We start from the raw sequence: 12,437 nt of genomic DNA on the forward strand, positions 1-12,437 counted from the left end.
AAAAGGTGCATGCAAGTCGCGTGCCTTTTTATGAGATGCTGAAAATAAAAATGTATGCAAATGTGACGGACGAGCAGAAACGCGCGACGGCGGCGCGCCGCGAAGAAATTTCTTCTGCTTTGTATGATGAAACAGGAATCGCTGCTGCCGGGCGCGGACGCGGCCGGAACCGCCCTACGCGTCCCTACGCGTCCTGCTCCGAGCCCAGATCGCGCTGGTATTCCAGCCCTTCCTTGCGCACGCCGCCCTGGTTGTGCTCGCCGTCCGGCGGGGCGTCCGGCGCGACGCGGTTCTGCGCGGCCGGATCGTGCGACTCGGGTGAATCCGCCGGATTATTGGGCGGACCGCTCTTGCCGGAGCCCGGCCGGGCGTCGCGCTTCGTATGGCGCGCCGAGCGTCGCAGTGCTGGATGTCTCATGTTCGATGCCTCCAGGGGAAGCTCTCCGCCGGATCGGCGGCATCAATACAGTCTAGGGGGCACAACGGCAAATTTCCGGTAAAAGATTCGCCGGGTTTGTAACAAGTACATAAAATCGCTGCGCCGGACTGGGGCGCAGCGCACTTAGCGTGTCAGAGTTGCATGCGGCGCGAATCCATAGGCCGGCACCGGCTAGCTTGTGGCGTTTGCGTGGGCTGCGGCGGCGGATCGCCGATCGGCGGACCGACCGGCTCGATCGGTTCAATCGCGGGAGGCGTCGGACTCGGAACCGTGTCGGGCTCGCCGGGCGTGGGCGGAGAAATCGGCGGCGCCGAGGGCGGCTCGATCGGTTCGGGACGGTGAGCGTGCTTCGGCAAGGGAAGCGCGGGAGCGGCGGTGGTGTCCGGCATAGTGGTTATCCTTGTTTGCGTTCCGTTGCCATGGAATGCAGCAAGGCGTGTGCCTTTGCGGCCGCAGTCGCTAGGCGCCAGGCGCTGAAGGAGCGTCGCGGCGATAAAGCGTTCACGCTTGAACGCCTGGCCGTCTGCCAGGCGAGTCCAAGCCGTGACGCGCTTAAGCGCCCGCGCCGCCCAGCGCGCGCGATTCGTCGGCGGCGTCGCCGTCGTCACGCGCGTCATTGCCGTACTCCACCAGACGGTTGTACAGCGTCTTCAAACTGATGCCGAGAATCTCGGCCGCACGCGTCTTCACGCCGCCGCATTGCTCGAGCGTGGCCAGAATCAACTGACGATCCGCTTCGGCGAGCGACGTGCCGAACGGAATCGTGATGGCTGTGCCGGCCGCGGGTTTCGACAGCGTGATCTGCAACGGCACGGTGGCGGTGCTGTCCGAGTCCGTGCCCGACATGATGTGCGCGCGCTGCACGTAGTTCTTCAACTCACGCACATTGCCCGGCCACGGATACGACATCAGCATGTCCTTCACGGCGGCGGGGAAATGCTTCTTCGTGGCATGGCGTTCGTTGAGTTCGTCGAGGAACGCCTGCGCCAGCAGTTCGACGTCTTTGCCGCGATCGCGCAACGGCGGCAGACTGATCGGAAACACATTCAGCCGGTGATACAGGTCGAGCCGCAGCTTGCCTTCCAGCACGGCCTGCTCCGGATCGCGGTTGGTGGCCGCAATCAGCCGCACGTCGGTTTCGATTTCCTTGGTCGTGCCGACCCGCATGAACATGCCGGTTTCCAGCACTCGCAGCAGCTTCACCTGCAACTCGATCGGCATCTCGGTGATTTCGTCGAGAAACAGTGTGCCGCCGTTCGCGCGCTCGAAATAACCCTTGTGCTGACGGTCCGCGCCGGTGAACGAGCCGCGTTCGTGGCCGAACATTTCCGACTCGATCAGGTTCGGCGAGATCGCCCCGCAGTTGACCGCGAGGAACGCGTGCTTGCGGCGCAAGCTCAGTTCGTGCAGCGTCTGCGCGGCGACTTCCTTGCCGGTGCCCGATTCGCCCACCAGCATGACCGAGGCCGCCGTCGGCGCGACCCGGCCAATCTGGTCGTAGACCTCCTGCATGGCCGGCGAATTGCCGAGCATCAGACCGAAACGGCCCATGCGGCGCAACTCGCCGCGCAGCGTGCCGATTTCCGCCTTGAGGTCGCCGGCGCGCGGCAGGCGCGACAAAATCGCCTTCACGCGCTGCATGTTGATCGGCTTCACCAGATAGTCGGTGGCGCCCATTTTCAGCGCATTCACCGCCGACTCGACCGTCGCGTGACCGGTGATCACGATCACTTCCACACCGGAGCGCGGGTCCAGATCCTCAAACAGATCGACCCCGAGGCCGTCGGGCAGCTTCAGGTCCGTAAAGACGACGTCTGGCATCTGCCGGACCAGTTGAATGCGCGCTTCGCGCAAATCGCCCGCCGTGGCGGTGGTCAGGCCGTCTTCCCCAATGATGGCGGCAAGCGCCTCGCGGGTACTCGCGTCGTCATCGACAATCAGTACATGTGGCATCGCGTCTCGAAAGCCTGCAAGCGTGAGTGGAGAACATGCTGGGACGCATGTCGAAAAGGGGCTCGGCGGCGGTGCGCCCGGCTGCGGCGCAGGTTCTTGCGACGTGAGCACACGCTAACTTCGCACGACCCGCCAAACCGGCAACTTAGTTCATTACTGCAACAATTGGCAGCGAAATCACAATGATGCCGCTGCCATTGTTGTTTATTTACCCATTATAAAGCTTTATCGAGACAGTTTAGCAAGGCGCGCCTTGCACCCCCGGATTGCCTCCCGGATGGCACCGGCGGGCAAAACGGCACGCCTCTTCAGCTCGCTGACAAGTCCGCCAGCCGCGTCTTGCCGCTATCGACCCTTCCGTGCCCGCATACCGGCGGCGCACTAACTGGCGCACTACCTAACTGCGTGGAAACGGCCACGCGGCGTCGTGCCCGTTCGGATGCGCCGCGCCGTTGGTGCCATTGGCGCCATACGTGCCATCGGTGTCCGGGTTGGCCGCCGCAACCGGCGGCGCCACTGCGCCACCCTCGCCTTCCCAGCGGCTCAATTCACGCGCCGCCGGCCCGCGCGCGGCGCGGTTGCGCTGCTGCACGTAGCGAACCGCGAGGAAACCGCCGAGCGCCATCAGCGCGCCGAAGATACCGATCTTGGGTCGTGCCATCGTGAACTCCTTATGGTCGTAAAGCGAACAGGGATCGTGCCGCGCCTCAGCGCGCCTCAGCGTGCCGTCAGCACGCCGAGCACAAAGCCGACGCCTGCGGCAATGCCGATCGAGCGCCACGGATTGCGCCGCACATAGCGCTCGGTATTGACGGTCGCCGTGCGATAGCGCCGCTGGGCGTCCTGCTGCGCGTCGCCGAGCGCGGACTGCAGCGTCTCGACATGGGCACCGAGTTTGTCGCGCAGCGCGTCCACGCCCTCGCCCGGCACATTGGCGGCCAGCCGCAGGATTTCTTCCGAGTCCTTCAGCAGCACCCGCAGATCCTCGACGATCTTCTGGCCGCCGAGTGCAAGCTGTTGCGTCGTGTCAGTCATCATTCACTCCTTGTTCGAGTTCGGCGTGGGCGGGGCCTTTCCCGCGCTTGTGCGGCCTGGCGTACCGCCAGCGCCGCGCCCGCCTTGCTTCAATGGATGGTGCAAAAAACACACGCGTGTCGGGTATCAGGAGCAAACGCCGTGCCCGGTAAGTTTGCCTTCCCCGATCCGGGCAAATCCCCTTCAGGCACTTTCGACCGACGGCGCGGAGCGTGCTCTCCGCCACCGTCACATCGTTTGCCGGAAGCGGCGTCGAAGTGGTTAAATCGACCTTTGTGAGATATTGGCCGTCGCGGCCAATTTCGTTTCAGGCCTGCGCGCCGCAACAACGCAACCCTTTGCACAGGACTCCCCGTTTATGGCGTCAATCGATCTGGACTCGCCCGTCTCCGCCGGCGGCAATACTTCGGCACAGGCGAAGCAGCGCGTCGCGGACGGCATCGCGGGACTCAAATCGTACGGGCTGTTATACGGCTCGTCGCCGGTCATGCTGGATCTGTACGAACAGATCGAACGCGTGGCCAGCACCGACGCGACCGCGCTGATCATCGGCGAATCCGGCACCGGCAAGGAGCTGATCGCCCGCACGATCCACGATCAAAGCAGCCGCAAGAACATGCCCTTCGTCGCCGTGAACTGCGGCGCGATTCCCGACGAGCTGATCGAGGCCGAACTGTTCGGCCATGAAAAAGGCAGCTTCACCGGTGCGGTGCAAGGCCGCGTCGGCTATTTCGAACACGCGAACGGCGGCACGCTGTTCCTCGACGAAATCACCGAAATGGCGCCGGTGCGCCAGGTCAAGCTGCTACGCGCGCTGGAAACCGGCACGTTCTACCGCGTCGGCGGCACCGACCTGATCAGCGGCAACGTGCGCGTGATCGCCGCGACCAATCGCGACCCGGCTGTGGCCGTGAAGGAAAACGGGCTGCGCGAAGACCTGATGTACCGTCTCGCGGTTTTCCCGTTGCGCGCGCCGCCGCTGCGCGAGCGCGAAGGCGATCGCGAACTGCTCGCCCAGCACTTTCTCGCGCTGCTGAACCAGCAGGAATCCGCCAGCAAAAGCTTCAGCAAACGCTCGCTCGAAACACTGCGCACCTGGTCGTGGCCGGGCAATGTGCGCGAGCTGAAAAACGCGGTGTATCGCGCGTTTATTCTCGCGGAGAAAACGGTCGAATTGCCGCATCCGCATCTCGCGTCGCGCGTGAAAAAACCCGTGACGCAGGGCGACGCGATGAGCGTGTGGATCGGCACACCACTCGCCGACGCGCAGAAGCAGATCATTCTCGGCACGCTGAAATATTGCGGCGGCGACAAACGACGCGCGGCGAAAGCGCTCGGCGTGAGTCTCAAAACGCTCTACAACCGTTTGAGCGCGTACGGCGACGAGGGCGGCACGGACGACGAAGTCGAGCAGTAGAAAATTCCGCCACACGGCTTCACGCCACGCTGACAGGCGCGTCGACAATCCCTTCGTACCGCCAAGCAAACGGATCAATGTCAATCAGAAACCTGCCTGAGTCGCACCACTTTTTGCAATTGCTTGCACTTTGCCACTGCCAATTACAAATCGCATCCTGCAAAATGCGGCAGCACGCAGTGCTGCGTAGTGCCGCATTGGGATGACGTGCCGTTCGCTCACCCGGCGCTGTTTGAGGGTGAAACGAAAGGCACTTGCAGGAGCAGAGACAGGGAAATGCAAAAAAGTACGGTGTGGGCCGAATGGGTAAAACAGACGGCCGGGCGTGGACATCCCAATGCAACCGCGGTCGTTGCACTGGCCATGGCGATCTCGACGGCATTGAGCGGCTGTAGTTCGCTGTATTCGGAAGGCGCCGTTGCCGGCGCCGGTATTGGCGGCGCCGCGCTCGCGGCCAAGGTCACCAGCAATGCGGCGGTCGCCACCGGCATCGGTCTCGGCGCGGTCGCCGCGGCCAAAGCCGGCGTGCAGTATTCGGAGCGCGTGGTCCACACGAATACGCAGGACGGCATCGCCAAAATCGCCGGGCCGCTGGAAGTCGGCGCAGTGGCGCCGTGGAGCGTCACCCACTCGTTCCCGATCGAAGACGACGAACACGGCCGCGTGACCGTCAGCCGCGCGATCAGCGCAGGCGCGCTCGACTGCAAGGAAATCGTCTTCTCGGTCGACACCAGCGCCACCAAGAATGTGCCGGCCAGCAGCGCGTTTTATGTCGCGTCGATCTGCCGCGACGGCGACAACTGGAAATGGGCGTCGGCCGAGCCGGCTACCGAACGCTGGGGTGCGCTGCAATGACGGCGGGCTCGTCCGCCGCTTCGCCGGCCGCCGCCGGGAACGCACGGCGCCCGCTGCGCGCCGCGCTTTCAGGGCGCCACTCAGCCAAACCATTCGGCAATCAATCCGGCAAATCAATCGGCCGCCAATGGCGGCTCATGCTGGCCGGCGCGTTGTGCGTCGGCGCGGCGCTGTCGACGAGCGGCTGCTCGTCGGTCGGCGCGGCGAGTGGCGCTGCTGCCGGAGTCGCGTCGGGCCTCGTGACGTCGAACCCGGCGGTCGGCATCGGCGTCGGTATCGCGGTGCAAGCCGCAACCGACGAAGCCGTCGGCCGCTATATGCGCAACATGCATGCAGATCAGCAGAACCTGATCGCCGCGCTCGCGGGCGCGATGCCGGTCGGCGAAACGCGGCCGTGGGCGATCAAGCACACGCTGCCAATCGAGAACGGCCACGGCCAGGTGCGTGTGACGCGCGCGTTCGGCTCGGCGCTCACGCTGTGCAAGGAGTTCGTGTTCTCGGTGCAGGACGGCGAGGGAGCGAAAGCGCATGAAGACTGGTACACGGCCAGCGCCTGCCAGCAGGACAAGGGCTGGAAGTGGGCGTCGGCGGAGCCGGCGGTCGAACGCTGGGGCAATCTGCAATAAGGCTTCGGCGGCGCTGCGCGTTTAGCGGCCAGCACCGGGCGGCGAGCGCCAGGCGACACGCAGCCGGCACCAGGCGCGCGGGAATAAAAAAACGGCGGGGTCTCCCCCGCCGTTTCCGTTTGCTGCGTGCGGGCGGTCCGAACCGCGCCCACCCCGCCGCGCTTAAGACTCCACGTCTTCCAGACTGAAGATTTCGGTCTGGTCGTTATACGAGAAGATCTCGCCATAACGGCCCCAGTTGATGACCGCGTCGAGCGTCTCTTCCGCCGCGCTGTCCGACAGAAAATCCTCCAGCTCCTGCTCGAAGCGCACGCGCGGCGCGCGATGCCCCGGCCGCTCGTTCAGTACCTTCTTGATCCGCGCGGCGAGCGGTACGTGCCGCAACAGATGCTCCGCGAACATCATCTTCCGTTCCTGGGTGCCGAACTCGGAAAACACGCGCGCCGGCGGCGTCAGGAAAATATCGCCTTCGCGCACGTCCGCGAAACCGAGGTGTTGCAGCACTTCGGCCACCGGGAACAGATCGTCGACCTCAAGATGCAGCGAGCGGGCGATTTCCGGCATGTCGGCGCGGCCGTGGTACGGCGCGGCGGCCAGCGTCTCGATCAGACCCGCCATCAGGTTGGTCGACACATGCGGCAGCCAGCTATGCAGTTCGAGGCCCTTCTTGGTCTTCTCGTCGGTCTGACGCGCGGTCATCTTCGCGTAGATTTCGTCGACGAGGCGGCGGAACGCCGGGTCCAAGCGGTTGCGCGGGTGCTTGAACGGCACCTTGATCTCGGCGATCACGCGGCCCGGATTCGACGACAGCACCAGAATCCGGTCGCACATGAACACGGCTTCTTCAATGTTGTGCGTGACGATCAGCACTGCCTTGATCGGCATGCGGCCTTGCGTCCACAGATCGAGCAGGTCGGTACGCAGCGTTTCGGCGGTCAGCACGTCGAGCGCGGAGAACGGTTCGTCCATCAGCAGCAACGTGGGGTCGACCACCAGCGCGCGGGCAAAGCCGACCCGTTGGCGCATGCCGCCCGACAACTCGCGCGGATAGGCGTTTTCGAAGCCGTCCAGACCGATCAGATCGATCGCGGCGAGCGCGCGGGTGCGCCGCTCGCTCGCGCCGACGCCTTGCGCCTCCAGACCCGCTTCCACGTTCTGCAGCACGGTCAGCCACGGGAACAGCGCGAAGGTCTGAAACACCATCGCAATGCCGCGCGCAGGACCGCTAAGCGGCTTGCCCAGATAGGTGACTTCGCCGTCGGTCGGTTCGATCAGACCGGCGATGATGCGCAACAGCGTCGACTTGCCCGAGCCCGAACGGCCCAGCAGGCCAACAATCTCGCCTTCGCGCAGCGATAGGTTCGCGTCGTCGAGGACGAGCAGCTCGCCCTGCGACTTGTTGAACCCGCGGCACACGTCCTTGACGCGCAGGATCTCTTCACCGAGGCGCGGCGGCATCGGCGGAGTCTGGATCGGCGCGGCGGTCATAGCAGCTTTAGGATTTTGCATCGCGTTTAGCCTTTATTACTTAATCGAGCCGGAGCTTGGCTTCGGCATAGGCGTACATCGGACGCCACAGCAGGCGGTTGAACAGAGTCACGAACAGGGACATCACGGCGATGCCCATGATGATCTTCGGATAGTCGCCGGCCGCCGTGGTTTGCGCGATGTAGGCGCCCAAGCCGTGCGCGGCGACCTTGGTGTCGCCCCACTGCACGAATTCCGCGACGATACTCGCATTCCACGCGCCGCCCGACGCGGTGATCGCACCGGTCACGTAGTACGGAAAAATGCCCGGCAGCATGATCTGGCGCCACCACTGCCAGCCGCGAATATGGAAGTTCTTGGCGGCTTCGCGGTAGTCGTTCGGATAGGAGCTGGCACCGGCGATCACGTTGAACAGGATATACCACTGCGTACCCAACACGATCAGCGGCGACAGCCAGATGTCCGGGTTCAGGTGAAAGCGCACGATCACGATCACGAACACCGGGAACAGCAGGTTGGCCGGGAACGCGGCAAGGAACTGCGCGAGCGGCTGGATCTTTTCCGCCAGCGCCGGACGCAACCCGATCAGCACCCCGATCGGCACCCAGATCACCGAGGCGATCGCGATCAGCAACACGACGCGCAGCAGTGTGGCGAGACCCAGCAGGAACACGTGGCCGACTTCGTCGAGCGAGACGCCGGTGCGCACGTAAATGAATACGCGATACACCACATACACCGTGGCGACCAGCACCAGCGCGGCCCAAAGCAGGTCGCCGAGCTTCGAGGATTTCTCGCGCTGCGGAATCTGGAAACGCGGCGCGTTGAACGCCGGCAAGCGGAAATTCACCCGCGCGGCCCGTGCGAACATCCAGCCGATCGGCACCAGCAGACGGTGAATCAGACGGGTGCGGCGAATCAGATCCAGCAGCCAGGATTCCGGCGCGTCACCCGAGCTGGTGTTCTCCATGCGGAACTTGTCGGCCCACGCCACCAGCGGACGGAACAGGAACTGGTCGTACGCGAGAATCACGACCGTCATGGCGAGAATCACCCAGCCGATCGCGTGCAGGTTCTTGTCCGAGATCGCCTGCGCGAGATACGCGCCGATCCCGGGCAGCGTGATCGTGTTGTTGCCGACGGTGATCGCCTCCGAAGCGACCACGAAGAACCAGCCGCCCGACATCGACATCATCATGTTCCAGATGAGGCCGGGCATCGAGAACGGCACTTCGAGTTTCCAGAAACGTTGCCACGAGGTCAGATGAAAGCCACGCGACACTTCGTCCAGATCGCGCGGCACGGTGCGCAGCGACTGATAGAAGCTGAACGTCATGTTCCACGCCTGGCTCGTGAAGATCGCGAAGATCGCCGCCAGTTCGGCGCCGAGCACGCGGCCCGGAAACAGCGCGAGAAAGAAGGTGACCGTAAAGGAAATGTAGCCCAGCACCGGCACCGACTGCAGGATGTCGAGAATCGGCACGAGCACCAGACCGGCGCGCCGGCTCTTGGCGGCCAGGGTGCCGTACACGAGCGTGAACAGCAGCGACGCGACCATGGCCGCGAGCATGCGCAACGTGGTGCGCATTGCATATTCGGGCAGATTCGACGGATCGAGGGAGATCGCCTGGGTCTTGAGCGTCGACATCGGCGCCAGCGTTTCGTGGAAACCGATCGCCGCCATCGCGATGATGCAGATGATCAGCGGAAACGCGACGAAGTCCCAGCGATTGGGCAACACCCGCCATGCGGACGCATTGGCGGTGCGCTTCAGGTTGAAGCTGAAATCCATCAGAGGCCCTTCCCGTTGATGAAAGCGAAACGTACGAAGGAGGCCGAGGCAGGCGCGCGACGGTCTGAAGATCGGTCCGGAAAGCGGAAATCAGGCATGGCAAAAACGCGTGGGCGCGGTAAATCGTTAGCGTTGGAGGCACGTGGGCCGGTGACGGCCGTGTCCGTGGACGAGCCGTCCCGGACCGCAACCGTCGAGCCGGGCTCCTGCCGCCGCAGGCGCCGCCCGAAGGCTGGCGGGCTTTCCTTGTTTTGGACGGCACGACACTACACCATCCTATGTTTCAGGCACAACCTTTCGCGCTAAATAGCGGTATCTCGCGGCAAACGCCTGTCTGAAGCCTGACGGAGTTTCAGGTCAGGCTTGATCCAGTCGTCGGCTTCGCGTGCGGAAAACCCACACGACCATCAAGAAACGGGCTGGGCTGCCGTTATCAACCTGATCGCCGCCGCACACCGTTTGCATTCCCGCAATAACGGTGGCGTCAGGCCCCATGACGGTTAAAATCAGGAGATGACGCACCGGCCGCAGGTCTGCCCGGCCACCATGCCGGGACCCGGCAGCGGCGCATCGCAAGCCGCTTCCACGGGAGCCGAACAGCGCCAGCGCGCTGCCACGAATGAGCGAGTTGCATGTCACAGCCAGACGGATCAGAGGGTCGATGAACAGGACAACCTTGCGCCAGGCAACCGGGCCGATCAGCTTCGCGCTGATCGTACTGGTTTGCTGGTTCGTGGCCGGCATGGTCGCGGACCGGATGGTACAGCAAGAGCTGGACGCGGCCCTGCACACGCAGCGGCAGATGTCCACGTCGATCGTCGACAACATGGCGGAAGTGATTGCCAGCGACCTTGCAATGTCGCGGGCCATTCCCGCCACCATGGCCGAAATGGACGTCATCCAGCATGCCCTGGTGCAATCCCAGAATTATGCCGCGAACGGCGCAGCGGCGGAACCCGCCCTGCACGCCGCGTTGTTAAAAGACGCGCGCCTGCGTGCCGTCAGCGAGTTCCTCCACGACGCGCAAGGCTTCTCCGGGCTCGACCAGATCTGGCTCGTCAACGCCAACGGCATCTGCGTCGCGTCGAGCAACGCCATTAGTAATGCGCAGGCGGCGCAACAGTCGTTCGTCGGCGTCGACATGCGCGAGCGCGGCTATCTGGCGAACGCACTGCTCGGCGCTTTTGCCGAAGCCTATGGCGTCGGCCGGGCGAGCGGCGAGCCGGGCATCTTCATTGCCGCGCCGGTCTATGCCGACGGCCTGCTGGCCGGCGTGGTGGTCGCCAAGGTCGGGATCGCGCGGTTGCGCCACTGGGTCGCCCACGCCGGCACCTTCGTCGCCGACGAAAACGGCGTCATCATCATGGCGCACGACAGCGCGCTCGAAGGTCACGCGCTGCCCAATTCGCGCGTCATGCAGATGAGCGCCGCCGATCGCAAGATCATCTACCGCCGCGAGACGTTCTCCGACATCAGCATTCAGGTCGACGCGCTGGTGCGCGACCAGGCGCCGTGGGTGCCCGCCTCGATCGCCGGACAGTTGTTCGGCATGAGCGAGCGGCCGGTGCCGTCGCTTTACCAGGCCCGCACCGGCTTGAACTCGGGGCTCTCGGCGCATCTGGTCGATCCGCTGGCGGCCTGGCCCGAACTGCTGCGCAATCACAAGCGCGATCACTTGCTGGTGTTCCTGACGCTGGCCGGCACGGTCGCGCTGGCCTGGGTGATCACCGTGTCGTACGTGCGCGAGCGGCGCCACCATCGCGCCACGCGCGACCTCGCCGAGCAGTTGCAGTCGGCCAATACGCTGCTGTCGGCCGAAGCGCGCCACGACGCGCTGACCGGGGCGCTGTCGCGGCGTTACTTTCTGGACCTGCTGCGCCATGAGATCGAGCGCGCGCATGCCAACAACGAGCCGCTGTGCATGGCGATCGCCGACCTCGATCATTTCAAGCAGATCAACGACCGCTTCGGCCACGCCGCCGGCGACCGCGCGCTCGAACACTTCGTCGACACCTGTCGCGCCGAACTACGCGGCTCGGATGCGATCGGCCGGCTCGGTGGCGAAGAGTTCGGGCTGCTGCTGCCGGCTACCGATCTAGCCGGAGGCCGTGAAGTGGTCGAGCGTTTGCGGTTGCGGCTGAAGGCGATACCTTCGCCGAAATTGCCGGCCTCGGTGGGGTTGAGCGTGAGCATCGGGATTACCGAACTCTCGCCCGACGACCTGCCCGAGCGGATCGTGAGCCGCGCCGACACCGCGCTCTATGCGGCCAAATCGGGCGGCCGCGACCGCACCGAAGCCCTGCCGCCCGACGACACCGCGCCGCCGGCGCGTACGGTGGCCAACGTTTGGTGAACCGGCCACCGTGGCTGCAATCGTGGCTGCAATCGTGGCTTTGCTCCGCCGGCTGCCGCCGGCGCGCAGCGAAGTGCTCCTCGATGCAGCGCCACTGACGCAACGCAAGCGACCACCTCATGGCTTCCGTAATGAAGCAGGTATGATCGACCCTGATATCTAGGTTGCCGCTACCGCTTTAACGGGAGATTCGCATGAAGGGAAATTTGGTCATCGTCTGTCGGGATCAGGATGCGCATGCATTCGATCATCTGCTGGCTGAGTACGGCGCATTCCAGACGCGCCTGTCGTCGACCGCGTGGTATCTGAAGCTGGACGTTGCGCCGGAACTGATTCAGGAGGAGATCCTGGCGAGGCTCGGCAAGTACACCACGCACTATATTTTCGAAGCCGAAACGGTGACGTGGAATACGGTGGACGGCGACGCGGCCAATGCGCTGAACACGTTGTTCTCGGATTAGCGTATTGCACTAACGTAT

12 protein-coding genes are annotated in these 12,437 nt (G+C 64.3%); 5 read left to right on the forward strand and 7 right to left on the reverse strand.

Translation table 11 applies throughout. The features are described 5' to 3' along the window. Positions 1-184: 184 nt before the first annotated feature. The 5 genes from BX591_RS09785 to BX591_RS09805 form a co-directional block, all read right to left on the reverse strand. Positions 185-418 carry a hypothetical protein gene (locus BX591_RS09785; protein ID WP_111930662.1) on the reverse strand — a complete coding sequence of 78 codons (234 nt, stop codon included), beginning with the start codon at positions 416-418 and terminating at the stop codon, positions 185-187. Positions 419-570: 152 nt separating this feature from the next. After that, positions 571-828, reverse strand: a complete 258-nt coding sequence (locus BX591_RS36895; protein ID WP_111930913.1) for a hypothetical protein — start codon at positions 826-828, stop codon at positions 571-573. Between the two features lie 163 nt (positions 829-991). Beyond that, complete coding sequence (locus BX591_RS09795; protein ID WP_111930664.1) at positions 992-2,392, reverse strand: sigma-54-dependent transcriptional regulator; 1,401 nt, start codon at positions 2,390-2,392, stop codon at positions 992-994. A 397-nt stretch (positions 2,393-2,789) separates the two neighbouring features. Further along, complete coding sequence (locus tag BX591_RS09800) at positions 2,790-3,053, reverse strand: hypothetical protein (RefSeq protein WP_111930666.1); 264 nt, start codon at positions 3,051-3,053, stop codon at positions 2,790-2,792. A gap of 56 nt (positions 3,054-3,109) precedes the next feature. Then, a complete protein-coding gene (locus BX591_RS09805; RefSeq protein WP_111930668.1) occupies positions 3,110-3,427 on the reverse strand; it encodes an ElaB/YgaM/YqjD family protein in 318 nt (105 codons plus the stop codon). Positions 3,428-3,785: 358 nt separating this feature from the next. Between BX591_RS09805 and BX591_RS09810 the strand changes: the two genes are divergently transcribed. From BX591_RS09810 to BX591_RS09820, 3 genes are all read left to right on the forward strand, one after another. Then, on the forward strand, positions 3,786-4,844 hold the full coding sequence (locus BX591_RS09810; protein WP_111930670.1) for a sigma-54 interaction domain-containing protein: 1,059 nt from the start codon (positions 3,786-3,788) through the stop codon (positions 4,842-4,844). A gap of 276 nt (positions 4,845-5,120) precedes the next feature. Continuing rightward, positions 5,121-5,699, forward strand: a complete 579-nt coding sequence (locus tag BX591_RS09815; RefSeq protein ID WP_111930672.1) for a hypothetical protein — start codon at positions 5,121-5,123, stop codon at positions 5,697-5,699. A 137-nt stretch (positions 5,700-5,836) separates the two neighbouring features. Next, positions 5,837-6,325: a hypothetical protein gene (locus BX591_RS09820; RefSeq protein WP_111930915.1), complete on the forward strand. Its 489-nt coding sequence runs from the start codon at positions 5,837-5,839 to the stop codon at positions 6,323-6,325. Between the two features lie 162 nt (positions 6,326-6,487). Here BX591_RS09820 and BX591_RS09825 read toward each other — a convergent pair whose 3' ends face one another. After that, entirely contained in the window at positions 6,488-7,834 is a 1,347-nt protein-coding gene (locus BX591_RS09825) for an ABC transporter ATP-binding protein (protein ID WP_035552249.1), read from the reverse strand. Between the two features lie 19 nt (positions 7,835-7,853). Further along, positions 7,854-9,605, reverse strand: coding sequence for an ABC transporter permease (locus BX591_RS09830; RefSeq protein WP_111930674.1), 1,752 nt, complete (start codon positions 9,603-9,605; stop codon positions 7,854-7,856). A 661-nt stretch (positions 9,606-10,266) separates the two neighbouring features. Here BX591_RS09830 and BX591_RS09835 point away from each other — a divergent pair. Then, positions 10,267-11,958 (forward strand): sensor domain-containing diguanylate cyclase, encoded by a 1,692-nt coding sequence (locus BX591_RS09835; RefSeq protein WP_111930676.1) that lies wholly within the window; start codon positions 10,267-10,269, stop codon positions 11,956-11,958. A 194-nt stretch (positions 11,959-12,152) separates the two neighbouring features. Beyond that, the gene (locus BX591_RS09840; protein ID WP_105507597.1) at positions 12,153-12,419 is read left to right on the forward strand and encodes a hypothetical protein; all 267 of its coding nucleotides are present in this window, start codon (positions 12,153-12,155) and stop codon (positions 12,417-12,419) included. Positions 12,420-12,437: the final 18 nt, after the last annotated feature.

The sequence above is a fragment of the Paraburkholderia bryophila genome, from assembly GCF_003269035.1.
Classification (GTDB): Bacteria; Pseudomonadota; Gammaproteobacteria; order Burkholderiales; family Burkholderiaceae; genus Paraburkholderia; species Paraburkholderia bryophila.

Bases quoted from the DNA above. Each gene is read 5' to 3' on its own strand.
- BX591_RS09810 (WP_111930670.1), top strand. From the start codon at position 3,786: ATGGCGTCAATCGATCTGGACTCGCCCGTCTCCGCCGGCGGCAATACT.
- BX591_RS09805 (WP_111930668.1), bottom strand. From the start codon at position 3,427: ATGACTGACACGACGCAACAGCTTGCACTCGGCGGCCAGAAGATCGTC.
- BX591_RS09815 (WP_111930672.1), top strand. From the start codon at position 5,121: ATGCAAAAAAGTACGGTGTGGGCCGAATGGGTAAAACAGACGGCCGGG.
- BX591_RS09820 (WP_111930915.1), top strand. From the start codon at position 5,837: ATGCTGGCCGGCGCGTTGTGCGTCGGCGCGGCGCTGTCGACGAGCGGC.
- BX591_RS36895 (WP_111930913.1), bottom strand. From the start codon at position 828: ATGCCGGACACCACCGCCGCTCCCGCGCTTCCCTTGCCGAAGCACGCT.
- BX591_RS09795 (WP_111930664.1), bottom strand. From the start codon at position 2,392: ATGCCACATGTACTGATTGTCGATGACGACGCGAGTACCCGCGAGGCG.
- BX591_RS09830 (WP_111930674.1), bottom strand. From the start codon at position 9,605: ATGGATTTCAGCTTCAACCTGAAGCGCACCGCCAATGCGTCCGCATGG.
- BX591_RS09835 (WP_111930676.1), top strand. From the start codon at position 10,267: ATGAACAGGACAACCTTGCGCCAGGCAACCGGGCCGATCAGCTTCGCG.
- BX591_RS09800 (WP_111930666.1), bottom strand. From the start codon at position 3,053: ATGGCACGACCCAAGATCGGTATCTTCGGCGCGCTGATGGCGCTCGGC.
- BX591_RS09785 (WP_111930662.1), bottom strand. From the start codon at position 418: ATGAGACATCCAGCACTGCGACGCTCGGCGCGCCATACGAAGCGCGAC.
- BX591_RS09825 (WP_035552249.1), bottom strand. From the start codon at position 7,834: ATGCAAAATCCTAAAGCTGCTATGACCGCCGCGCCGATCCAGACTCCG.
- BX591_RS09840 (WP_105507597.1), top strand. From the start codon at position 12,153: ATGAAGGGAAATTTGGTCATCGTCTGTCGGGATCAGGATGCGCATGCA.